Here is a 24,961-nt window from a genome sequence, read left to right as displayed (position 1 = left end):
AAATGATACAACCGCTAAAAATTCAAAAAAAATACGACAACGATGATAAGTTAGCACAGATCATCCGTGAAAATATACCTGCTAATCAGTTTACTAGTGCTGATGATATCAATGCTATATTAGCTAAGATCAACGAAATGGTACCTGCTATTAATGTCAGTAATGGAGGGTTCCAGGGGACGTTAACTATTAATGAAAAACGCGTGGATTCAGGATTTTATATTCCTCAAGAAGATGGTGTGTATATCAATGCTGATAATATTGTGGTTGATCGTGGTCAAGGGGTGAACTTCGTGACTTATGATGGTGATAAGTGGGAAGTGGCTGTGGTTCCTCTTTTAGCTGATGGGCAGATTGAGGAGGGGAATATGGGGTTTGTATCAGGTGGGGAAATATATAGTAATATAACTAGTAATATAACTAGAAAATCTAATAACATTGTTAGTGCAGAAGGGTTAATAAAATACAATTCAAGTGTATTTGAAAATGTTATTGATTCAGAAATTGTAATGAATAATTCTTATGTTGGTAAACTCGAGTTTTATCAAACAAATTATTTATTTAGTGGTTTTGGCTGTTTTTTTAAAAAACCTGCACCTTTTGATGTTTTAAAATTATGGTTAATTGAAAACTCAAGATCAGATTACAAGGTAAAAAAAATAGGCTATAGAATCTGTATTGGAGATGAAAAAGGACGTGTTTTAAGTCAAGGTACCCAAGATATTGAATTAAAAAAAGGAATGGTTGAGGAAATTACAATACTCTTAGAATCTATTATAGAATATAAAGGAGATGATAATTTGTGGGTAGAATTTTATACAGATGGAATAGTTGGACTATGTTATGGGAATAAAGGAGTTGCTTCACAAAAACTAAAATACACAGTTAATGGGGTATTCAAAGATTTTAGTCAAAATGGTGTGCAACAGCTTACACGAGAAACAATAGATGGTATTGGTTTGACATTTTCATTATTTAATAAATTTGATGCTATTCCTAATGAAAATTTTAAAAATGATATTATAAGCCCTTCATTAATCTTTGATAAAAACAATAAAAAAGACATTGTTCCAGCATCTACAATAGAAGAGTATTATAGAATTGATTCTATAAGAGAAGTTAAAACTCTAATTCCTCCTATTGAAGGTATAATATATAAAGGGAAAGACTATGATAGATCTACATTTTGTGGATGGGGACAACCAATACATAAACTAGGTTCATTTAATTCATTTAAAATAATCATAGATAATTGGAATGTAGTTTTTCCTATTTCAAGGGTTGGTTTTAGAATATGTGTTGGTGATGAAAGAGGAAGTGTTCTAGCTTATGGAGAAAAAAATGTTAGTGTTGTAGGTAAAAAAGAAGAAATAGAATTTCTATTCAATTTAGTTGAATATACAGGAGATGATAATTTATGGGTAGAATTTTATACAGATGGAGCCTGTTCATTTCCTTTGGCTATTGAGAGTGATATTCCAAGGGTGTTAAGATATAAAGTGTATACACAACCTTTTGGTGATTTTTCAAAAGGCAGTACATTAGTTGTTAATGATCCAAATTATAAACAGTTTTATTACCAATTAGGTGTTTTAGAAAAAGAAGTTAAATCCACTCCATCTTTTGCTAACTCAGTTTTAGAATTTTCAAAAAACAATTATTTCAAAGAACCATCAGTTTTGTTGAATTCAAAAGTGTTTATTTATCCTGGTCATGATTATAATATTTACAATAAGAATGTAGTTGTTCCTGAATATGGAGATAATTTACATAATTATCGTCTAGACTTCAATGGAAATTTAGGCGTGCAATTCTTAAGGCAATATAGACTTCAGAAAGCTGTAAGTAACACTATATCTAGAATAACATTAGATGTGTTACATGGTCGTAATATAATATCTACACATGAGCAAGAGATTATTATAGCCAATATTAACGCAGGTGAAGGAATAGTGAGAAATATCTTAGGTGTTGGTGATAGTACTTTAAATGCAGGTACAATTACTAAACGTATAAGAGAAGTATTTAACACAGATGTTATGAGCGTTAATTTTTTAGGCACAAGAGGCAATGTTGGTGAAAAACATGAAGGTCGAGGGGGGTGGACTATTTCAGATTACTATGGTATAGGACGTAAATTCTATGTAGTACCAGTTTCAGGTATAGTTACGAGTCCATCTATTGGTAGTGTATATAAACAAGTTGCAGGGAATAATTTTACAGTGACAGAGGTAAATGTTACTAATGGAGAAGGCTATGTATCATTATCTATGGTTAGTGGTTCTGCTGACTTAACAAAGAATGGTACTCTTACTAAAATTTCTGGAAATGGAGATAATACTATTAATTATTCTGATTCTGAAATAACAAGTCAAAATCCATTTTATAACCCAGCGATAGGCAAGTTTGATTTAGCTTATTATTTAAAATCGACAAAACAAGTTCTAAATGATAGTGATTTTGTTTTTTTTCAACTTGGGATAAATGACGTTTTTGGAATTACGACATTAGAAAGAGCTTCAAGTAAGGTGTCAGAAATGGCGATGCAAATGGATTATATTATATCTAATATTCATGATTATAATTCGGCTATAAGGGTTGGTATTATTGTGACGTTTCCTCCAGCTAATCAGGACGCTTTTGGATTCTCTTATTCTTTAGGGCAAACATCAGAAATGTACACTAAAACAGGACTTATAACTTGGCAGAAATATTTGTTAGAAAAATTTGACAATGAGTTAAGTAGAAATAATAATATATACTTAGTAGCAGCGCATTTGAATTTAGATACAGATTATAACTATCCTGTTTCTGAAATGGGAGTGAATTCTCATAATCAAACAGACAGAATAATTATGCAAGCTAACGGTGTCCATCCTTCTGCAGATGGATATTATCAAATAGCAGATATGTGGTGTGGATTAATCAAACATTTAATTTAAAGTCATAAAAAATAATTACTTTTGTTTAAATTTTTTCAAATGGCTAAGTATTTAAATGATCTATTAGAACATGCTACTTCACAAGGATATAAATCAAATGTAATTAAACCTTTAGTAGGTATATTAATTGTTTTTTTATGTGGACTAATAGCTGCTTCTTATTTTAATACAGATAAAATAATACTTTATGTATTAGTTGTACTTACAGGTATTTGTGGTTTAATGGTTTTAGTAGCTTATTTTTATTGTTTAATTAATAATCCTGATTTGTTAAGATCAGAGAGATATAACATTGAAAAAACAGCGATTGAGAAGGTGTCTTTTACAGGAGATAGTTCTTCTAGATCTAAACTTAAAATTAATATGCCTAGCACAGATTATGTTATTATTGAAGGTAAAGGGCAATCTAAAGAAGAAAGTATAAATGAGTAATAAAATGAAAGAGTATAGAATTTATAATGTTGTTCTTACAGATATTAGAAATATTGAAGATGATTATAAGTTTAGCAAGTTTATTGAAGATAAAAGACTTAATTGGTGGAGATATTCACCCTTATGTTGGATTTTGGTAACACCGATAACTGTAAGTACTAATGATGTTTTATTAAAAGCTGTTGAGGCTTATGGTCCAGAAGATATTATATTTGTTTTTGAAATTGATATAAATGATTTTGCAGGAATATTGCCTAAAGTGAATCCTTGGAAAAACTCAAAATTAACACCTTTTAATTTTTTCAATGATTTAAGGGATTCTAAAATGAAATTCAATTGGCTAGATTGATGGAATATGCATTAATCTTATAAATTTATAAATAAAGTATAAAGGCGTTTAACTGATGGTTAAACGCCTTTTAATTTTGTAGTGTAATCTGAATTTTTCGTACATTTTAATATAAATTTTGGTACAATTCAATTTCGTGATTATACTCCAGAGTTTTTATCATTACTTGTAACAATTTTTGGTTCACTAAATTTAGAATGTGATAAATTATTTCTATCTAAAACAATTGTAAATTCTTTTGAGTTGTTAGAATTTTTATAAGTACTAGTATAAGTTACTAAATCTCCAATTGCTAAAGATTTATACCTTCCTTTGCCTTCTTTTCCGTGATAAGATCTTCCTTTGGGACTTTGATTCTTTGCCTTTTTTTCTGAACCTCCAAGTTTACCAAAAATTTCTTGACCTTTTGAATATTCTAATCCGTGTCCATTATCAATTATTTCTAATGATTCATAACCACCAAGATGATTTGGTTTTATTTCAATATTTATTTTTGATGCATCTGCATCAAGTGCATTCCAAATAAGTTCTGAAATAGCTGTTAAACCATTAGCTCTAGTTAATGATTCAATATGGTCTTTTTCTACTTCTAAATCTATTATTTTTGACATGTTATTTATTTAGTACGGTGGTTTATGGTTTACGCGAAACATTCTCTTTCATGAACAATACTACTATCCGTTTTGTGAAAAACCTTTATAATGATATTTCGTCAAATCAGCATATTAAACTACTTGTTTTTATATAAACAATCTGCTTAAAATAGAATAATTTATGTACACTGAAGTAATTCAATTCACAATTAATTTTTGCAAATATTGACAACGAAATAAATCAGTATATACTAACTTGTTATATAAAACTTAATACATTTTAAAATATTCAGTTAGCATCTTAATAGTTCATATTCAAACATATTATTTTTTTTTCAAATATTCTTGTGAATTTAAGTAAATCACTCAGTATTTTGAGTCTATCTACTATTTAAACAAAAAAACAACGACTTCGGAGTAGTTTCCTAGCCCTCTGCAAGAGCAAGTAGTTTTGAAAGCTCGAATCTCAATTTCGAGTGCCTCAAAACATAACTTGCTCTCATCTTTCGATGAGTAATTCCACCAATTTTACAAAGTAAAATCTAAAGTGATTTCATTTTAATAAATCACCCACTATTTGACACTAAAATGCCAAGTGTTACCACAAAACGCCATAAATCAGATTCAGCTGGTTTATGAAGTTTCTTTGTATGTATAATCATATTTGCATAAGTAGATAGATCAGTCACAGAGTACTGATGTATCTAAAAAAGTAAGTAATGAGGTCATTACGCACATTAGTATATAAATGTAACCGCAAGCACTTATTTAAGTATCTATTATGCTAAATGCAAGCATAGCTGTTTAACTATTTACGTGAAACATCACATAGAAAAGTATATAGCTAAACAGGTAATTAAACACGTAACTAAGTATTGAATTAGGTATATAATTCACTACTAAACTGAGTAAATAACTACTGGTATAGATGACCACAAACTAACTGATAGACTGAAGTATTTATTTACTTATGCAAATAGCTAAATACATACAATTATGAAAACAAAAAAAGGACCAATTTTTGTTGCTTTTTCCTCTCAAAAAGGAGGAGTAGGTAAAAGTACATTTACCACGTTAGTGGCAAGTATTTTACATTATCAGATGAATTACAATGTAGTTGTCTTTGATGCAGATTTCCCACAACACAGTCTTGTGAAGATGAAAGAACGAGATTTATCTATCGTTATGGAAAACGATGTGCTTAAAAAACTTGCTTATAAGCAGTTTACAACGATTAATAAAAAAGTCTACCCAATATTACAAGAAAAAGCAGACAATGTATTAGATGCAGCCAAACAGTTTATAAGTGAATCAACTTTACCTATTGATGTTGTTTTCTTTGATTTACCAGGTACGGTTAATACCGCTGGAATTCTAAACGCATTATCGGGCATGCACTATATTTTTGCGCCTATCACAGCGGATAGAGTAGTGATGGAAAGCACGCTTGTTTTTACACAGCTTTTGCGAGATGTTGTGATGAAAAAATCAGAGACAGCAATACAAAGTATAAATCTGTTTTGGAACCAAGTAGATGGGAGGGAGAGTACTCCTTTGTACAATATCTATAACCAAGCTATTAAGGAACTGAATTTTAGTTTGATGCAAAGTCAGATTAAAAGTAGCACAAGATTTCGTAAGGAGAGCGAAGCAACAAGTAAGCTTGTTTTCCGCTCTACTTTATTACCACCTGATAAACGTTTGAGTAAAGCCAGTGGCTTAGACCTTTTTATAGAAGAATTTTTAACAATCATTCAATTATAATATCATGGAAAAAGAAAACAAAAAACAACAGCATATTGATGAAGAACTAATGATGAGTCTAATGGTAGATGGAGTTAGAAAAGAAGGAATCAAAGAACCACCTCAGGATATTGAAAAAGTAGAAGGACAGAGAAAGACAGAAGATACTTTCTTAAAGAAGAATCCTGTTTCACAACAAAAGAAGCAAACAAAGCTATTTGTTGAAACAGATTACGAGACTATCTTTTTTAAAAAATCAGATACCAATGCCAGAGATGGTAAGACAGTGTATATAAGACCTGAGTTTCATGAAAAACTAACTCGCATCATTCACATAATAGGTGAGGACAAAATAACGATTTATGCCTATTTAGATAATTTGTTAGACAATCACTTTGATGAGTTTTCTCAGCAGATTACTAAGAGTTACAATGAAAAATATAAACCAATTTAATATCAAAAATCATGAAAAATATATTCAAAAAAACAGAAGAAAAAATCGATACTAAGAAATATGAGGATCAGTTCTTAGTTAATCGATTACCTGCAAATAGTAAAGGAAAAGTGGTGTACATCCGCCCTGAACATCACGAGGTACTCATTCGGCTTGTTCAATTATCTAAAGAAAATAAGACAACGCTCTATGCTTATATTGACAATATCTTAGAACAACATCTTAAGGATCATGCGGATGACATCAAGGCTTATTTTCAAGAACATTTTAAACCAATTCTGTAATCTATGGAAATAGTTATCATAATCAGTCTTGTACTTGTTATCGCTCTTCTGTTATTAGATAAAAATAAAACCAACAAACAAGAAAACCCAACTAAAACAGAAGAGCTACCTTTTAAACAAGATGTCCCTGTTAGTATTATAGGAGAAAGTAAACCAGTTGTTTTAAAGCTATCTCTAACGAGTCAAACAGAAGGTGAACTTGATTTAGAAGAGGAAGAAAAGGAACTAAGTAAGAATTTAGAACCTTTAGATAATGAGTTTACTGAGCGAGTCAGTATGGATGAACTTAATGGATTTGTTAGATCTATCGAAGAGAAATTAATCAATGAGACTACAGTAAAGACAGCTAAAAAAATTGAAGGATCTGATTTACTTGAATTACTTCAACAGGCGATGCCTGATTCTGCTAAGACAATAGCAAAATTATTAGATCAATCATTAAACGAAAAATCACCAAAAAAGGAAGAAGAAGTAATAGATAGTGAAGATTTTAATATTAATGATTTTGTGTAAAGAAAAACTGTGAAGGCGTTATAGTAAAACATACTTAACGCCTTTTTTATTACACCTTATCGCCATGAACATCCACTAACTTCCACAATCAATCCCTCAAACAGTTTTCAAAAGACATTTACCAAAGTATCATGCAAAGGGCATGATTATAACTTACTAAATGTCATTTTTATGAAAACAAAAACAATCAAACAAAGGCTGTTCTTACTACTTGTTGTACTAAGTAGTTTGCCACTCTTAGCTCAAGGAAACGGAACAGCGGGAATTACAGAAGCTACCCAAATGGTCACTTCTTATTTTGACCCAGCCACTAAACTTATCTACGCTATTGGAGCAGTAGTTGGTCTTATTGGTGGAGTAAAGGTGTACAACAAATTCTCTAGTGGTGATCCCGATACAAGCAAGACAGCAGCAAGCTGGTTTGGAGCTTGTATCTTCTTAATTGTAGCAGCTACTATTCTACGTTCATTTTTCCTTTAAAACTACGGTTATGAAAAAGTATAGTATTAATAAAGGCATTGGAGCTAGTGTAGAGTTTAAAGGACTCAAGGCGCAGTACCTGTTTTATTTTGCAGGAGGACTCTTAGGTAATTTAATTCTTGTTATGGTAATGTATATGGCAGGGGTAAACAATTTAGTTTGTTTAGCCCTTGGCCTTAGTACATCTGGCTATCTTGTTTACAAGGTATTTTCATTAAACAAAAAATACGGTCAGTATGGCCTTATGAAACTTCAAGCCAGAAAATACTTTCCAAAGTATATCATCTCAAGAAAGGACATCAAAGGGTATGTAAATAGAAACTTAAAACTAAGAAGCTATGAGAAATACAGCTAAGACAAATACCTTAGAAACGATGTTTCCGATTTTGGCGGTTGAGAATAACTGCATTGTCTCAAAGCAAGGGGATATTACGGTTTGTTATAAGGTCATCTTACCTGAGATTTTTACTATCTCAGACAAGGAATATGAAATGATTCACAGCGTGTGGCATAAGGCAATTAAAACATTGCCTGAGTTTACTGTGATTCACAAGCAAGATTGGTTTGTAAAAGAAAGTTATCAGGCGGATTTCAAAGATACAGAACAGAGCTATTTAAGTAGAAGCTTTGAAAGGCATTTTAACGAGCGTCCCTATCTGAATCACAGTTGTTATCTCTTTATCACAAAGACTACCAAGGAGCGAATTAAAAGTCAGAGTAACTTTTCATCCCTTACAAGAGGAGAGCTCATTCCAAAAGAAATCAGAGATAAAGACACAGTTCAAAGCTTTTTAGAAGCTACTACTCAGTTTGAAAAAATAGTTAATGATAGTGGACTGATTCACTTAACTAAACTAACAGAAGAAGACATTATTGGCTCAGAAGATAAAAGCGGACTTTTAGAGCAGTACTTGACTCTAAACCCAACTCAAAGAGGAAGCCTTCAAGATATTGCCATAAGTAGTGATCAGGTTAGAGTAGGAGATAATCGCATTTCTATGCACACTCTTTCAAGTACAGATGATCTACCTACTGAGGTATCTTATTTATCTCGCTATGAAAAGCTATCAACCGATAAAAGCAGTATGGCCTTGTCGTTTGCCTCGCCTGTTGGGCTACTGCTTAATTGTAATCACATCTATAATCAGTATTTGTTTATAGAGGACAGTGATTACAATTTAAAGCAGTTTGAGAAATCAGCCAAGAATATGCATTCCCTTGCCAGATACAGTAGAGCTAATCAAATCAACAAACAGTGGATAGAAGAGTATTTAAATGAGGCTCATAGTAAAGGATTAACATCCATTAAAGCTCACTTTAATGTAATGGTATGGTCTGATAATCATAGTGAGCTTAAACAGCTTAAAAATGATGCAGGAAGTGCAATCGCTTCTATGGAGTGCGTACCAAGACATAATACAGTGGATGCTCCAGCGCTTTACTGGGCAGGTATGCCAGGTAATAGCGCAGACTTTCCAAGGGAAGAGAGTTTTTATACGTTCATCGAACCTGCTTTATGTTTTTTTGCAGGGGAGACTAATTATCAAAACTCATTGTCACCTTTTGGAATTAAAATGGCGGATCGCTTAACTGGTAAACCAATTCATTTAGATATTTCAGATTTACCCATGAAAAAAGGAATTATCACCAATCGTAACAAGTTTATCTTGGGACCATCGGGTAGTGGTAAGAGTTTTTTTACCAATCATATGGTAAGGCAATATTATGAGCAAAACGCGCATGTTTTGCTTGTTGATACAGGCAACTCTTATCAAGGATTATGTGAACTGATTAAAGCAAAGACAAAAGGAACAGATGGGCTGTACTTTACATACACCGAAGAAAACCCAATTGCTTTTAATCCTTTTTATACGGATGATGGGGTTTTTGATATTGAAAAAAGAGAGAGTATTAAAACTCTGATCTTAACACTTTGGAAGCGGGATGACCAACCACCCTCTAGATCGGAAGAAGTGGCGCTTTCAAATGCTGTTAGTGGATACATCCAAAAACTTCAAAACAGTGATATAAAACCAAGCTTCAATACTTTCTATGAGTATATCAAAACAGATTATAAAACAGAGTTAGAACAGAAGCAGGTTAGAGAAAAAGACTTTGATCTAGCTAACTTTTTAAATGTGCTCGAGCCTTACTATAAAGGAGGAGAATATGACTATCTCTTAAACTCAGAAAGTGAGCTTGATTTACTCAATAAACGCTTTATTGTCTTTGAGATAGATTCAATCAAAGATCACAAAATTCTGTTTCCCATTGTGACAATTATCATTATGGAAGTGTTTATAAATAAGATGCGACGTCTTAAAGGTCAGCGTAAACTAATCTTAATCGAAGAAGCTTGGAAGGCCATAGCCAAAGAGGGGATGGCAGATTATTTACGCTACCTTTTTAAAACCGTTAGAAAGTTCTTTGGTGAGGCAATTGTGGTTACTCAAGAGGTAGATGATATTATTCAATCTCCGATTGTAAAGGAGAGTATCATCAATAATTCAGATTGTAAGATCCTTCTTGATCAGCGCAAGTACATGAACAAGTTTGATGATATACAGGCTATGCTTGGACTCACTGACAAAGAAAAAGCCCAGATACTGTCTATCAACTTAAACAACAATCTTCACCGCCTTTACAAAGAAGTATGGATTGGTCTTGGAGGAACTCACTCTGGCGTGTATGCTACAGAAGTGAGCTACTCAGAGTATTTGGCTTACACTACAGAGGAAACTGAAAAACTACAGGTCATGAACTTGGCTAATGAACTCGATAGTAATGTAGAGATGGCAATAAAACGCCTTGTACAAGAAAAACAACAAGAATAAAACCAACAATACTCTATCCCAACTTCTTTAAAGGGGTAATAGAGTAAATAATCAATTAAAACATTCAATAATGAAAAAACTAATACAGGTAGTAATGGTAGCTATGCTACTTATTTTACCAATACAGATGAATGCTCAGTGGGTAGTTACGGATCCCACAAATCTGGCATCAGGCATATTAAACAGTGCCAATGAAATTATACAGACTTCTTCAACAGTTAGTAATGTAATTAAAAACTTTAAAGAAGTAGAGAAGGTTTATAAACAGGGCAAGGAGTATTATGACAAGCTTCAAGCGGTAAACAACCTTGTTAAGGACGCAAGAAAGGTTCAACAGACAGTACTACTTGTTGGAGAAGTTTCAGAGCTCTATGTCAAGAACTTTGGCAAGATGCTTAATGATCCAAATTTCTCTGCTCAAGAACTTGTAGCTATTGCCAATGGGTATTCCATACTTCTTCAAGAAAGCACAGAACTTGTCAAAGAGCTCAAACAGATTGTAAGCGCCTCAAGTCTTTCTTTAAATGATAAAGAGCGTATGGATATTATAGACAGGGTTTACAAAGAAGTAAAAGACTATCACAACCTTGTTAGTTATTACACTAGAAAAAATATAGGTATCAGTATACTCAGGTCAAAGAAGAAAAACAATACCCAAAGGGTACTTGATCTGTATGGAACTTCTAACCAAAAATATTGGTAGTTATGGGAGATAGTAATTTACATGAGGTACTTCAGAACCTCTATTACGATATGATGCCACTATCAGCCCAGATGGCAGGGGTGGCTAAAAGCTTAGCAGGTCTTGGTGCTCTTTTTTACATTGGTATTAAAGTATGGCAAGCCTTAGCAAGAGCAGAACCTATTGATGTTTATCCGATGCTAAGACCTTTTGCTTTGGGGATTTGTATTATGTTTTTTCCAACCCTTGTTCTTGGAACATTAAACACCGTTTTAAGTCCTGTAGTTAAAGGTACTCATCAGATTTTAGAACGTCAAGTAATTGACATGACTTCTTTACAACAGAAAAAAGATATTTTAGAAAAAGAAGCGATGCTACGAAATCCTGAGACTGCCTATTTAGTATCTGATGAAGAATTTGATAAAAAGCTTGATGAGCTTGGGTGGTCTCCATCTGATTTAGCTGCTATGACAGGAATGTATTTAGAGAAATGGCAATATGATTTTCAAAAGAACCTAAGAGATGGTTTTAGAGAGATATTAGAAATGCTCTTTCAAGCGGCTGCTCTTGTTATTGATACTATTCGGACTTTCTTTTTGGTTGTACTTTCCATACTTGGTCCAATTGCCTTTGCTATCTCGATATGGAGTGGTTTTGAATCTACACTCTTGCAATGGCTTACACGGTATATCAGTGTATACCTCTGGCTTCCCGTAGCAGATTTATTTAGTGCTATGCTTGCTAAGATTCAATCACTAATTATCGAAAGAGATATGCAGATGCTTTCAGATCCAAGTTTTGTTCCAGATACATCTAATACTGCGTATGTAATATGTGCGCCCGTAAAGGTTATGTAATAAATATGTCTTTAGCAAGACATCAGGCTAGTATTCTAAAGCCTGTCATCATCCGACTTATTTGTAAGGGAAACCAAACAAGGAGTGTAGCATGTCGGAAAAAGCATAAGTCAGATAGTTATCATTCTGCGACTGAATGACAAGATGAAAAGATAGATATAAGGATAAAATCCGAATTGATTAAATGATAATCCAAGCGGTAGTTGTAGGGACTTTGACGTAAGATAACTATACTCGTCATATTATGATACTTCACTATTGAAGATGAGTAGATGAAGCAAGAATAAATCATAACGCAACCATAGTAAATGGTAAAGGGTGGAAGTCATATCCGAGAATCTATTAAGCTAAGTTATTACATAGCAAACGGGGATTACCTAAGTTGAAATGCCGAAAGGCTATGAGGTTTTAGTCTCTGAATATTCAATAAGGTAACGGAGCTTCCGTAGTAGTCCGAGCAAAGGAAAGCCTTGTACATGGCAAAGGGAAGCAGTTAAAGGTTTGATATAATTAATGAAAAATGTGAGAGACATTATGAGAAATTCAATAAAAATATTAAACGGTCTATCAAAGCATAGCCCACAAGTAAACTATAAATATGAAAGACTTTATAGAATCCTGTTTAACCAAGAAATGTTTTTTAATGCCTATCAGCGAATCTACGCTAAACCGGGTAATATGACAGCAGGTTCTGATGGTAAGACAATCGATGGAATGAGTCTAGAACGTATCAATAAGTTAATAGAAGTGTTACGTAACGAAACATATCAACCACAGCCAGTTAGACGGGTTTATATACCAAAGAAAAATGGAAAAATGCGTCCTCTAGGAATACCAACATTTGATGATAAATTAGTGCAAGAAGTAATACGTATAATTTTAGAAGCTATTTACGAAGGGCAATTTTTAGAATGTTCTCATGGCTTTAGACCAAAACGTAGTTGCCATACAGCATTAACAAAGATTCAGAAAACATTTACTGGAGCAAAATGGTTCATTGAAGGAGATATAAAAGGTTTCTTTGATGGAATTAACCATGATATACTTATTAGTATTCTTCAAGAACGAATTTCTGATGAACGATTCATTAGACTAATCAGAAAATTCTTAAGAGCAGGCTATGTTGAAGAATGGACTTTTTACAAAACTTATAGTGGAACACCACAAGGAGGAATTGTAAGTCCTATTCTTGCCAATATTTACCTAGATAAATTAGATAGGTATGTAAAGGATTATATAAAATGTTTTGATAAGGGAATTAAGAAAAAACCCAACGAATCGCGATTGAAACTTGATACAAAGAAGAAAATGGCAATGCAAAAACTTAAAGTTGTTAAAAATGAAAATGAACGCCTTTGTATAGTAAAACAACTCAAAGCTATTGATAAAGAAAGGTTATCCATTACAAGTAATGATGAAATGGATGATAGCTTTAAAAGAATGAAATATGTAAGATATGCAGATGATTTTATAATTGGTGTAATAGGTAGTAAAGAAGATAGTAAGAGGATTAAAGAAGATATTAAGAACTTTCTTGAGTCGAAACTAAAACTTGAACTGTCAGAAGAAAAAACGCTGATAACCCACACACAAAGAGCTGCAAAATTTCTTGGTTATGAAATTCTAGTGAATAAAAGTAATCTTGCTAAAAGAGACAAGATGGGAAGAATGATAAGATCTTTTAATAAAAAGGTATATCTGAAACTATCTATGGATACAATAAAAAAGAAACTACTTGATTTTGGAGTTCTGGAAATTAAAATGAACAAAGGGAAAGAGGTGTGGAAAGCAAGAGAACATCGCAAAAGTATCAATAATGATGATTTGGAAATTCTACAAAAGTTTAATTATACACTAAGAGGATTTCATAATTACTATGCGATAGCCAATAATAGCTCTCTACTACACTCTTTTAAGTATATAATGCAATATAGTATGTACAGAACCTTCGCAGGAAAGTACAAAACATCTGTTGCAAAAATTGCTCAGAAGTACAAGATAAATGGAGAGTTTACCATTAGTTATCTCAATAGAAAATCAGAGGTTAAAACACAGACTTTTTACAACGAAAATTTTAAAAGAAGGAGACCTGTAGAGAATACACAGCTTGACAAAGAATCTATAATTTATCATGCTAACAGAACAAGCCTAATTGATAGACTTAAAGCTGAAAAGTGTGAAATATGTGGAGAGCAAGGAGCTCTAGATATGCATCATGTTAGAAAACTCGAAAATTTAGATGGTAAAGGATATGCCGATAAGTTGATGATTGCAAGACGCAGAAAAACCATAGTTCTTTGTAGAAGTTGTCATCAAAAAACTCATGCAGGTAAGATGGACTGACTCTTTAATGGAGAGCCGGATACGCGGAGACGTGTAAGTCCGGTTCGGGGGCGAGCATTTGAAAACCTACCATAGAAATATGAAAAGGCGTTGGATGCTTAGCCTACTTATGATTATCGGTATTGTAGGATATTTTACGATTCCAACAGTTACGGGTTGGGTAATTCAAGCGGGTGGAGCAGGAAACTTTATGCGTAACATGAATAAGACTGTATCTACTACTGGTAATATGGCTACAGCAGGAGCAGGGGCAACAGTAGGTAATATTTCAGGACAACTAATCAAAAAATAAAAGTATTATGGAATTTAAATCACTTCGAAATATAGAAAATAGCTTTAAACAGATTCGGCTTTATGCTATTGTATTTGCATCGGTTTGCCTTTTAGTAGTTGGATTTACTATCTATAAAAGCTATGATTTTGCTAAAGAGCAAAGAGAGAAAATCTATGTGCTTGACAAGGGGAAATCCCTTATGCTAGCTCTCTCTCAAGATGCAAGTATAAATAGGCCAGTAGAGGCAAGAGAACACGTCAGACGTTTTCACGAGCTATTCTTTACGCTCTCACCTGAAAAAGCAGCAATAGAGGGTAATATGCAAAGAGCCTTTAACCTATCTGATAAAACCGCTTTTGATTACTACAAAGACTTACTCGAAAAAGGATATTATAGTAGAGTTATTTCAGGGAATATTCAGCAACGAGTTGAGGTAGATAGTATTAAAATAGATTTTAATGCCTATCCCTATAAAACAAAGACTTATGCTACCCAGTATATCATACGTTCAAGTAATCTCACTAAAAGAAATCTTGTAACAAGTAGTCAGCTCATATCTGCGGTTCGGTCTGATAACAATCCTCAGGGGTTTATCATCGAAAAATTTACAGTTGTAGAGAACAAAGACTTAGAAGTTGTTAAACGCTAAAAAACTAATCCATGAATAAGTTACAACTTTTAAGACATAGTTATTCCAGTAGGCTACAGACCTATTGGAATAGCCTCTCAATAAAAAGACAACGAGTTTTATTACTTGCTGTATATACACTTTATAGCCTTGTTTGTCTTTTGATTGTAAAGACAAGTTTTATAAGAAACAGCTCAAACAATCAAGAGAGACAAAGCAATATAAAACCCGTAAAGTATTTGCTTGATAGGCAAAAGATAGAATTACAATCACCTTTTAAAATCAAAAATCATGAATCACAATCAAACAGATAAAACCCACCAAATAGAGAAAGTACCCAAAGAAAATATGGTGTTTCAAGGTATCATTGAAAAACACAAAAAGCATATCGTATTTGCTTTAATGGGTATTGTGTTTTTAGGAGCTATGTATCTTTTGTTTAAACCAGAAGATAAGGAGCTTATCACACATAATGACTCAGTTCCCGAAGCGATAACACAAGGGATGCCCACAGATAAGGTTAAAGCCTATGAAAAAGAACTATGGGAACAAAAAAAGCTAGAAAACGAAAATCAGATTAACTCCTTAGCTGATTATTGGAATGATACCCAAGAAGAGTCAACTAGTAGTTATAATCACCAAGATTTTAATGTAGAGCCTACTTATACGCCTTATGAGAGGTCTTATCAGAACTACAAACAAAGCCAAGAGGTGCTGAGTAGTTTTTATAGTAGTACTGAAAATCCTGAAACTGATAAGCTTAAAAAGCAAATAGAAGAGTTAGAGAAACAATTAGAAGAAAAAGATACTCCAACGTCTATTACAATGGATGGTCAATTAGAGCTTATGGAAAAATCATTTCAGATGGCAGCAAAGTATTTACCAGGTGGTCAAAACCAAACTGAATTATCGCCTTCAAATGAGACTATAAATGTCAAAACAATTTCAAGTAAAAAACAGGCTATAACAGTGGTTGACAAAACAAATAAAGATATTGTCTCTTCACTTGTAAAACCGATGAGTTTACAGGATTTCTTACCTATCAATATTCAATCAAATCAAACCTTTTATACTGCTGAAGGAGAACGTAAAACACAAACTCATAAAAACAGTATAAGAGTCAGTATCAAAGAAGATCAGGTTATTATAAACGAAGGTTACATCAAACTAAGACTCTTAGAGAGCATTGTTATAAACGGAGCTCTATTATCTGAAACAAGTACGCTGATTGCTAAAGTCAAAGTAAACAGTGGACGATTAGAGCTAAGTGTAAACTCTATTAAAATCGACGATATCATCATTGATACAGAGCTTATTGGTTATGATAACTATGGGCAAAAAGGACTTGAGGTACTAGACCTTCAAGAGATAAGCGCTTCAAAAGAAATCATCGCCAATATGGGACAAACAGCTGGCACGAGTATATCGATGAGTAAATCAGCTTCTGACCAAATAGCAGGAGATCTAACCAAAGGACTCATTCAAGGCGTATCAGGATACTTTTCAAAGAAGGTAAAAGCTCAGAGAGTAACGCTAAAACAAGGGCAAGAGCTATTTCTTGTTCCAAAAGAATAATAATCAAGTAAAAAAAAATCATTATGAAAACAATTATTAAATATATGCTACTGTGTTTGCTAACTGTAAATACAGTAAACGCTCAAGAGAATAATAAATCTATCAATCTATCTAATGCTGAGGTAACACCATATAAGATAGAGCTTACCCAAAACAAAACAACTCACATACTTTTTCCAAGTAGTATTGAATATGTAGACTTAGGAAGCAACGAAATTATAGCCAATAAAGTAGAAGCTACCTCTAATGTACTTCGATTAAAAACTGTAAAAGAAGCTATCTCTTCAACAAACTTTACAGTTATTACAAACGATGGTAAATACTATAGTTTCAATGCTAGCTACAATGAAGAGCCCATGTTACTTAGTTATGATTTAACCAAGTTTGAAAAACAGAATAGTAAACAGCAAAGTGAAGTTCTATTCAAAGATTTAGGTAAGACAGCTCCAAGTTTAGCTTATCTTTTGATGAAAGCAATTATCAAAAAGAATAAAAAGGAGCTAAACATTAAAAGCAAAACATACGGGGTAGAAGCAAGGTTAAAGAGTATTTATACTCAAGATGGTAAACTTTACTTTCACATCTCAATTACTAACAAAAGCAATCTACCCTATGAAGTTGAGTATATTAGTTTTAAAATCAAAGATAGAAGAACCTCAAAGCGAACTACAATTCAAGAAGTGAGTTTAAAACCGATTAGGATTTATAGTGATTTTCAAACGATTAGTAGTCATAGTAAACAAGATAATGTTTTTATGTTAGATCAATTTACTTTGTCTGATAAACAGGTACTTTTGATTGAGATTAAGGAGAAGAGTGGGGTGAGGAATCAGCTTTTGAAAGCAAAGAGTTCGGATATTTTAAAATCAAAGCAAATAAAGAATTTAAGTATTAAACATTAGAGTTAAAAGGCAGTTAATTGATTTTCAATTAGCTGCCTTTTTTTAATGAGGGGTATATTTAGAATTAACTAACCATTAACTGTACTAAATGCTTTACATCAAGTATTAATTCAGAATGATGATTAACTAAATATAGCCTTTCACAGTCTTTTTACATTGGCTATATTTACGCCAAATTGAATAATTACAATGGCAATTAAAAAATCCGAATTATATAGCTCACTTTGGGCATCTTGTGACGAATTACGTGGTGGAATGGATGCATCGCAATACAAAGATTATGTATTGACGATGTTGTTTGTGAAGTACATTTCAGATAAATACAAAAACGATCCCTTTGGTGCTATAACTGTTCCAGCAGGTGCTTCGTTTGATGATATGGTAGCTTTGATTGGTAAAACAGAGATTGGCGACAAAATCAACAAAGAGATTTTGAATCCTATAAAAGAAGCTAACAAACTAAACGAGTTTCCTGATTTTAATGATGAGAGCAAGCTAGGAAAAGGAAAAGACTTAGTAGACACCGTTTCTAACTTAGTTCGTATTTTCAACGATTCAAGTTTAGATTTTTCGGGTAATACGGCCGAGGGTGATGATATTTTGGGGGACGCCTACGAATATCTGATGCGCCATTTTGCAACAGAATCGGGTAAATCGAAAGGACAATTTTACACACCGGCCGAGGTATCGCGTGTGTTGGCAAAGGTAATTGGTATCAATCCCAATAATGCAACTAACCAAACGTCAGCTTACGATCCAACCTGTGGGTCGGGATCGTTGCTTTTGAAAGTAGCTAACGAATCGGGTAAAGATATCTCGTTATACGGACAAGAAAAAGAAACAACAACCGCCAACTTGGCACGTATGAATATGATTTTGCACAATAGTCCAACAGCGATAATTGTAGCAGATAATACGTTGTCGCGTCCAGCCTATAAAGAAACAGATGGCAATTTGAAACGTTTTGATTATGTGGTTGCCAATCCTCCGTTTTCACTAAAAAGTTGGAGCAATGGCGTGAGTATTGACAGCGATGAATACAATCGATTTATTTTGGGTGTACCGCCGGAGAAAAATGGTGATTACGCCTTTCTACTACATATTATTACTTCCCTAAAAACAACGGGTAAAGCGGCTGTGGTATTGCCACATGGTGTTTTGTTTCGCGGAAATGCCGAAGGAGAAATTCGTAAAAACATTCTAAAGAAGGGCTATATCAAAGGAATCATTGGATTGCCTGCCAACTTATTTTACGGTACGGGTATTCCAGCTTGTATTGTTGTGTTGGATAAAGAACATGCTGCACATCGCAAAGGTATATTTATGGTAGATGCCAGCAAAGGCTTTGTGAAAGATGGAAATAAAAACCGTTTGCGCGAGCAAGATATTCGCAAGATAACGGATGTATTTACTGCTGAATTAGAAATTCCGAAATATAGCCGTATGGTATCTATTACTGAGATTGCTGATGCCAAAAATGATTACAACCTAAATATTCCACGTTATATTGATACGCAAGAAGCAGAAGATATACAAAATATAGAAGCCCATCTAAAAGGGGGAATTCCAGAAGCTGATGTACTTGCATTGAGCAGCTATTGGCAAGTATTTCCAACCTTGAAAAACGATTTGTTTCAGCAACTTAGAACAGATTTTTTGGAGCTTAAAGTACCTGCTAGTGAATTGAAAACTACGATTCTGAATCATCCTGAATTTAAAGCTTTTGATAGCCAAGTAAAAAACACGTTTAACACTTGGTTAGCCACGCAAATGCGCCAATGGCAAAGTTTGGAGCAAGGAGTACAACCCAAACAGGTGATTGATGAGGCGAGCCAAAGTTTATTGGCTGCGTTTGCGGATAATGCATTGTTGGATACCTACGATATTTACCAGCATTTGATGAGCTATTGGAGTGATACTATGCAAGATGATGTGTATTCGTTGGCAATAGATGGCTGGAAGGCTGGAAATGAATACCAACGCTTGGTCATAAAAGGTAAAAAAGGCAAAGATGGCAAAAGTAAAGGCGATAAAGAAATAACAGGATTAGCAGGAATTGAAGGACGTATGATCACGCCTAATTTGTTGATTTCGGTATATTTTACAGCTATGCAATTGGCTATTCAGGAACAAGAAGCGATAGTAGAAACAGCGCAAGCTCGAATGACCGAAATAGAAGAAGAACAAAGCAGTGAAGAAGGCTTATTTACTGATTTAGAAAAGGTGAATGCCACGGAAATTGGTAAACTATTGAAACAATTAAAACCTGTTAAGAAAGTAAAAGTTCCTGTAGAAGAAACGTATGGTATGGTGGCTGAATCTGCGGCATCTTATGGGGTACAAAATAATTTTGAAATTTTAGAAGAATATTTACTTCAAGATATTACCATTAAAGGTGCCAATGCCAAGATTAAAAAATTAAACGCGGATTTAGAAAAAGCGGTACTAGCCAAATATCCAGCATTGAGCGAATCCGAAATCAAAGACTTGGTTTTGGTGCATAAATGGCAAGCCCATTTAGAAAATGCGCTACAACAAGAGCAAGAACGCATTAGTCAAAACCTTACCCAGCGTATCAAAGAACTAGCAGAACGCTATGAAACTACGTTATCAAGCTTAGAAACTGCTGCAAATGACGCTGCCTCGAAAGTAAAGTCTCACCTGGAAAAAATGGGATGGACATGGTAAAACAAGGTTATAAACAAACAGAAATTGGCGTGATTCCTGAGGATTGGGAGATGTTCACAATACGAGATTTAATAACTCTTCTAACTGACTATGATGCTAATGGAAGTTTTTCTTCTGTTGCTGAAAATGTTAAATCATATAATTATCCTGAATATGCTTGGTATGTTAGATCAACAGATTTAGAAAATAATACTGATTTATCTAATGTGAAGTATGTTGATAAAGCTTCATATTCTTTTTTAAAGAAAACATCTTTGTTTGGTGGAGAATTATTATTTCTTAAAAGAGGAGATATTGGAAATGTTTATCTTTTTGAAATGAAAACAAAGAGAGCAACGTTGGCACCTAACTTATATCTTTTAAAACTAAATGATATATCTTCTTCTAAATATTTATACCAATATTTTATTAGTGAAACGGGACAAAAGCAATTAAAAAGAAAAAATGCTGGTTCAACATTGGGCGCTTTATATAAAGATGATGTAAAGTCAATTTTAATACCACTTCCTCCGCTTGCTGAGCAACAAGCAATAGCAACAGCTTTGTCTGATGCCGATGCGTGGATAGAAAGTTTGGAACAACTTATCGCCAAAAAACGCTTAATTAAACAAGGTGCTATGCAAGAATTACTTACTCCCAAGGAAGATTGGGAAGTGAAAAAGTTGGGGGAGGTTTTATCCCATAGACCCGATTATGGTATAAATGCACCTGCTGTCGAATTTAGTAGCAGCCTTCCAACATATATAAGAATTACAGATATTGGTAGAGATGGAACATTTATGAACGGAAATAAAGTATCTGTAGACAGCCTGTTATCAGAAATGTATGTATTGCAGGATGGAGATATATGCGTAGCTAGGACAGGTGCAAGTGTAGGGAAATCTTATTTTCACTCATTTTTAGACGGTCAATATGTCTTTGCAGGCTTCTTGATCAGATTAAGAGTTGATTCAAAAGTACTTTATTCAAGATTTTTATTCTATCTAACCAAAAGTAAGAATTATGATAATTTTATTATCTCTAATTCTATGAGAAGTGGTCAGCCAGGTATAAATAGTAATGAATTAGAAGCGTTTATAATTCCATTCCCACCCCTTCCTGAGCAAACCCGCATTGCTACAATCTTATCGGATATGGATACCGAGTTAGAAGCCTTAGACAATCAATTAGCCAAAGCCCGTCAAATTAAACAAGGGATGATGCAAGAGTTGTTGACAGGGAGAGTGCGGTTGGTGTAAGAGTAAAATATAAGACTCACAGTTTAACCAGCTGTGGGGTTAACTAAACGAATAAAAACGATTAATTATGGCAGTGTTTAAAGGAACTCTAAGAGAGTTTAATGATTATGTTGGACCATTAGCTCGAAATATTGTAGCTAATATGGCCAGAAAATTAAAGGCACACACAACCTGTCGTGAAAAAGGTTGTAATAAAAGAAAACCATTAGAAGCAGCCCATATTAAAGGAAAAGATAGACCTACTATTATTGCAACTATTCTATCAGATTATAAAATAGACCATGATTTATATGAGGTAGATTTGGAAGAGTTTAAATCTAAATTTATAGCTCAACATCAACCAATTGAAGATGTTATTTTACCGATGTGTAAGGAGCATCATTTGGCGTATGATAAAAAACATAAAATAGAAAGTGAACTTCCAGTTGTAATTGATGAATTAGTAAATGAAGAAGGGCAAAATACGTATACAGAAGCTGATTTAGAAAACATTTCCTCTTTAGAGTTCAAATCTTTAGAAAAGGCGATTAAAAAGTTTAGTATATCTGATATAAAAGATAAAATAAGTAAAGAATTAAATCTAGCGAAGCAACAAATTTCTGTTTCTAATATTTCTGATTCAAATGGATTATGGAATTTTGATATTAATAAGAGCAAATTTGCTCAAGATTTCGCCTTTGTTTTTTACGATCAGAAAGCTCAAACCTATAAAATTTCAATTTTTGAAGGAAATAGTTTAGAACTTAGCAATTTCGGAGAAAAGAATGATGGGCAAGTAGTTCGCTTTTTTGTTGATGCTAATTATCAAGATAAATCAGGGTTTAAATTTAGTATTCAATAATCTCAAATAACCCAAATCAACTAAATTAAACAAGATATGAGGTAAGTCTTTGCAGAGTTTAATAAAAGATATGATGAACTTAATGATAGTTTAGCATTATTAACGTTAACTACAAATATTAGTGAACTTAAAAAAAACTATAGATACTAATATAGGTAGTAAATCGCTCTACAATGAATTAATAGATTATTTTAATCTATGTTCCAAACAATATTATTAGTATAAAAAGGGCAGGATTTCTAATGCATGGCATTAAGGTATGATGTATTATTATAATACATTTCCTGTTGTTAAAGAATTGTGGGAAGAAGAAACAAAAGAAGAAGGTTTCAAATCATATTATTTGAAAGACAAACTTGGGTTTTTCAAGTAAACTATTTTAAGGATAAGTTGAACTAATTATATCTACATTAATCAAGGCATGATGCAAGAGTTGTTGACGGGGCGAGTGCGGTTGGTGTAAATATAATAATAAACCTTACGGTTTAACCAGTCGTGAAGTTTTTAATTAAATATTGTAAATAATAAAACTTATGGATGCTAAGCATGATTCTATGGTCGCTATTAAGAATTTTAAAGGTAAAAACTTTTTAATTAACAAGTATCAAAGGGGATATCGTTGGGGTAAAAGAGAAATATATGCCCTACTAAAAGATATTTTATCTTTTGATATTACCAGAGACGGTTTTTACTGTTTGCAACCGCTGGTAATGCTATATAAGGGCGAGAATAATTTCGAATTAATTGATGGACAGCAAAGAACTACTACTATTTTCTTGATTATAAAGCATTTACTAAAGGAAAATTATTTCCATATTCATTATGAAACAAGGAATTCAATAGAAGATGGATCTAATGATTTTTTAACACGTTTGCATACTTTAGATTTCTCAGCAGTTTTACAATCTGATTCAAAAGATATTGAAAATCATATATGGACTGTTTGGAAAGAATCCTTTTGCTATGAAAATAACATCGAAGATACGGTAGACAATTTTTATTTCTTTAAAGCATACTGCTTAATTCAATTATGGTTTATTAAGAATGGCAATGAAGACTTTATTAAACATAATCTTTTAGAGTATACTAAGGTGATTTGGTATACTGAAGAAGTAGATGATAAAGATGTTGCTTTTACTTTTATTAATTTCAATGATGGTAAAATTCAATTGGATCAAGCAGAATTAGTGAAAGGTTTATTTGTGTTGGATATGAACAAGATAAGTGATTTTACGCGAAAGTCTTATGAGTTAAATCAATTTGCTGATGAATGGAATGCAATCGAACAACATTTACAAAGACCTGATTTTTGGAATTTTATTCAAAATAATCGATCAAATAAAGAATTAGCAAATAAAATTACCATCTTATTAGAAATTGAGAAAGGAAAGGGTGCCAAGGAAGAAGATTTGTATTACACTTTTCGACAGTATGAAAAAGCTTTTGAACGTGAAGAAAAACCAGAGTGGAGAAGCTTAGCAACATTATATAATTTATTAGATGAATGGTACCATGATAGAGAAACATATCATTTAATGGGTGCTGTGGTGCATTTAACTACCAAAACTATACATACAGTTTTAGAAGAATATAGATCTTCAAGTAAGAAAAATCAATTAAAAAACTATTTAAAACAGATTTTAAAAGATGAGTTTTTTGAAGATAAAAAACAAAAGTTTAAGAGTAAATACGATATTAATGAGATTAAGTATGGTAAAACAGGAGTTTTTCCAATTTTATTGCTATACAATATTGCGGTAGCACAATTACAAGATAAAAAGTATTTGTTTCCATTTGATTTGTTTAATTTGACACGAGCCTGGAATATAGAACATATCTATGCAAAAAACTCAATGGGTTTTGAAAAGAAGGAAGATTTGCAAGAATGGATGAAAGAGATAGAAGAACTATTTGCTGAAAATGCACAATTAAAACAGAATGAAGAATTAGAAGCTAAATTTAAGCAGATAAAAGTAGATGATTTAGAAAGTGCTAATTTAAAGGTTAAGGACATTGAAACGCTTCTGGGAGATATTATAGATAAAGATCATTTATCTAATCTTTGTTTGTTGGATGATAAAACGAATATTCAAGTAGGAAAAAAAGTATTTAGAAAAAAGAGAAATATGATTCTTGAAGTGGATTCGTGTTTGGATCCAGAGGCTTATGTACCAGTTGCCACAAAACAAGTTTTCCAAAAGGCACTGACGCCATCAAATGAGTTAACACTGAACTATTGGAATACAAGAGATAGAGATGCATATATGAGTGATATCTTGAATAAAATAACTACTTTTTTAAATTAAAGT

At 32.9% G+C, this 24,961-nt stretch carries 20 protein-coding genes and 2 pseudogenes; 21 read left to right on the top strand and 1 reads right to left on the bottom strand.

Annotation, left to right across the window (positions count from 1 at the left end; translation table 11 throughout):
- Positions 1-2: 2 nt before the first annotated feature.
- From MYRA21_RS00300 to MYRA21_RS00290, 3 genes are read left to right on the top strand one after another with little or no spacing between them, the layout of a single operon-like run.
- A complete protein-coding gene (locus tag MYRA21_RS00300; RefSeq protein WP_039328076.1) occupies positions 3-2,942 on the top strand; it encodes a hypothetical protein in 2,940 nt (979 codons plus the stop codon).
- A 39-nt stretch (positions 2,943-2,981) separates the two neighbouring features.
- The gene (locus tag MYRA21_RS00295) at positions 2,982-3,374 is read left to right on the top strand and encodes a hypothetical protein (RefSeq protein ID WP_039328073.1); all 393 of its coding nucleotides are present in this window, start codon (positions 2,982-2,984) and stop codon (positions 3,372-3,374) included.
- A 4-nt stretch (positions 3,375-3,378) separates the two neighbouring features.
- The gene (locus MYRA21_RS00290; protein ID WP_144246085.1) at positions 3,379-3,723 is read left to right on the top strand and encodes a hypothetical protein; all 345 of its coding nucleotides are present in this window, start codon (positions 3,379-3,381) and stop codon (positions 3,721-3,723) included.
- A gap of 140 nt (positions 3,724-3,863) precedes the next feature.
- On the opposite strand, the gene MYRA21_RS00285 is transcribed toward MYRA21_RS00290, so the two are convergent.
- Positions 3,864-4,334 (bottom strand): ATP-binding protein, encoded by a 471-nt coding sequence (locus MYRA21_RS00285; protein ID WP_039328067.1) that lies wholly within the window; start codon positions 4,332-4,334, stop codon positions 3,864-3,866.
- Between the two features lie 978 nt (positions 4,335-5,312).
- Between MYRA21_RS00285 and MYRA21_RS00280 the strand changes: the two genes are divergently transcribed.
- The 18 genes and pseudogenes from MYRA21_RS00280 (at position 5,313) to MYRA21_RS00195 (ending at position 24,958) form a co-directional block, all read left to right on the top strand.
- A complete protein-coding gene (locus MYRA21_RS00280; RefSeq protein WP_039328065.1) occupies positions 5,313-6,080 on the top strand; it encodes a ParA family protein in 768 nt (255 codons plus the stop codon).
- A 4-nt stretch (positions 6,081-6,084) separates the two neighbouring features.
- The gene (locus MYRA21_RS00275) at positions 6,085-6,513 is read left to right on the top strand and encodes a DUF3408 domain-containing protein (RefSeq protein WP_039328062.1); all 429 of its coding nucleotides are present in this window, start codon (positions 6,085-6,087) and stop codon (positions 6,511-6,513) included.
- Positions 6,514-6,524: 11 nt separating this feature from the next.
- Positions 6,525-6,797, top strand: coding sequence for a DUF3408 domain-containing protein (locus tag MYRA21_RS00270; RefSeq protein WP_039328059.1), 273 nt, complete (start codon positions 6,525-6,527; stop codon positions 6,795-6,797).
- Positions 6,798-6,800: 3 nt separating this feature from the next.
- Positions 6,801-7,310, top strand: coding sequence for a hypothetical protein (locus tag MYRA21_RS00265; RefSeq protein WP_039328056.1), 510 nt, complete (start codon positions 6,801-6,803; stop codon positions 7,308-7,310).
- A 171-nt stretch (positions 7,311-7,481) separates the two neighbouring features.
- Positions 7,482-7,790, top strand: coding sequence for a DUF4134 domain-containing protein (locus MYRA21_RS00260; RefSeq protein ID WP_039328054.1), 309 nt, complete (start codon positions 7,482-7,484; stop codon positions 7,788-7,790).
- A gap of 10 nt (positions 7,791-7,800) precedes the next feature.
- Complete coding sequence (locus MYRA21_RS00255) at positions 7,801-8,145, top strand: DUF4133 domain-containing protein (protein ID WP_039328051.1); 345 nt, start codon at positions 7,801-7,803, stop codon at positions 8,143-8,145.
- Positions 8,129-10,624, top strand: coding sequence for a TraG family conjugative transposon ATPase (locus tag MYRA21_RS00250; RefSeq protein WP_039328049.1), 2,496 nt, complete (start codon positions 8,129-8,131; stop codon positions 10,622-10,624). The genes MYRA21_RS00255 and MYRA21_RS00250 overlap by 17 nt, the downstream gene beginning before the upstream one ends.
- Positions 10,625-10,718: 94 nt before the next feature.
- On the top strand, positions 10,719-11,327 hold the full coding sequence (locus tag MYRA21_RS00245; RefSeq protein WP_369813277.1) for a DUF4141 domain-containing protein: 609 nt from the start codon (positions 10,719-10,721) through the stop codon (positions 11,325-11,327).
- 2 nt (positions 11,328-11,329) lie between these two features.
- A pseudogene (gene traJ, locus MYRA21_RS00240) lies at positions 11,330-12,139 on the top strand (conjugative transposon protein TraJ); the annotation flags it as partial.
- A gap of 558 nt (positions 12,140-12,697) precedes the next feature.
- On the top strand, positions 12,698-14,506 hold the full coding sequence (ltrA, locus tag MYRA21_RS00235; protein WP_039330333.1) for a group II intron reverse transcriptase/maturase: 1,809 nt from the start codon (positions 12,698-12,700) through the stop codon (positions 14,504-14,506).
- 103 nt (positions 14,507-14,609) lie between these two features.
- A pseudogene (locus MYRA21_RS00230) lies at positions 14,610-14,798 on the top strand (conjugative transposon protein TraJ); the annotation flags it as partial.
- 7 nt (positions 14,799-14,805) lie between these two features.
- Positions 14,806-15,429, top strand: a complete 624-nt coding sequence (traK, locus tag MYRA21_RS00225; protein WP_039328043.1) for a conjugative transposon protein TraK — start codon at positions 14,806-14,808, stop codon at positions 15,427-15,429.
- A 270-nt stretch (positions 15,430-15,699) separates the two neighbouring features.
- Positions 15,700-16,983, top strand: coding sequence for a conjugative transposon protein TraM (gene traM, locus MYRA21_RS00220; protein WP_039328038.1), 1,284 nt, complete (start codon positions 15,700-15,702; stop codon positions 16,981-16,983).
- 23 nt (positions 16,984-17,006) lie between these two features.
- The gene (traN, locus tag MYRA21_RS00215) at positions 17,007-17,885 is read left to right on the top strand and encodes a conjugative transposon protein TraN (protein ID WP_006266622.1); all 879 of its coding nucleotides are present in this window, start codon (positions 17,007-17,009) and stop codon (positions 17,883-17,885) included.
- A 189-nt stretch (positions 17,886-18,074) separates the two neighbouring features.
- Positions 18,075-20,573, top strand: a complete 2,499-nt coding sequence (locus MYRA21_RS00210) for a type I restriction-modification system subunit M (protein WP_006266623.1) — start codon at positions 18,075-18,077, stop codon at positions 20,571-20,573.
- On the top strand, positions 20,567-21,811 hold the full coding sequence (locus tag MYRA21_RS18630) for a restriction endonuclease subunit S (protein WP_158437100.1): 1,245 nt from the start codon (positions 20,567-20,569) through the stop codon (positions 21,809-21,811). The genes MYRA21_RS00210 and MYRA21_RS18630 overlap by 7 nt, the downstream gene beginning before the upstream one ends.
- Before the next feature lie 67 nt (positions 21,812-21,878).
- Complete coding sequence (locus tag MYRA21_RS00200; RefSeq protein WP_006266626.1) at positions 21,879-22,652, top strand: hypothetical protein; 774 nt, start codon at positions 21,879-21,881, stop codon at positions 22,650-22,652.
- Positions 22,653-23,185: 533 nt separating this feature from the next.
- A complete protein-coding gene (locus MYRA21_RS00195) occupies positions 23,186-24,958 on the top strand; it encodes a DUF262 domain-containing protein (protein WP_039328034.1) in 1,773 nt (590 codons plus the stop codon).
- Positions 24,959-24,961 lie beyond the last annotated feature (3 nt).

The organism is Myroides sp. A21 (genome assembly GCF_000807225.1).
GTDB lineage: Bacteria > Bacteroidota > Bacteroidia > Flavobacteriales > Flavobacteriaceae > Flavobacterium > Flavobacterium odoratimimum.
Note: the sequence above shows the minus strand (reverse complement) of the source record. Positions and strands in the feature narration are given on the sequence as shown.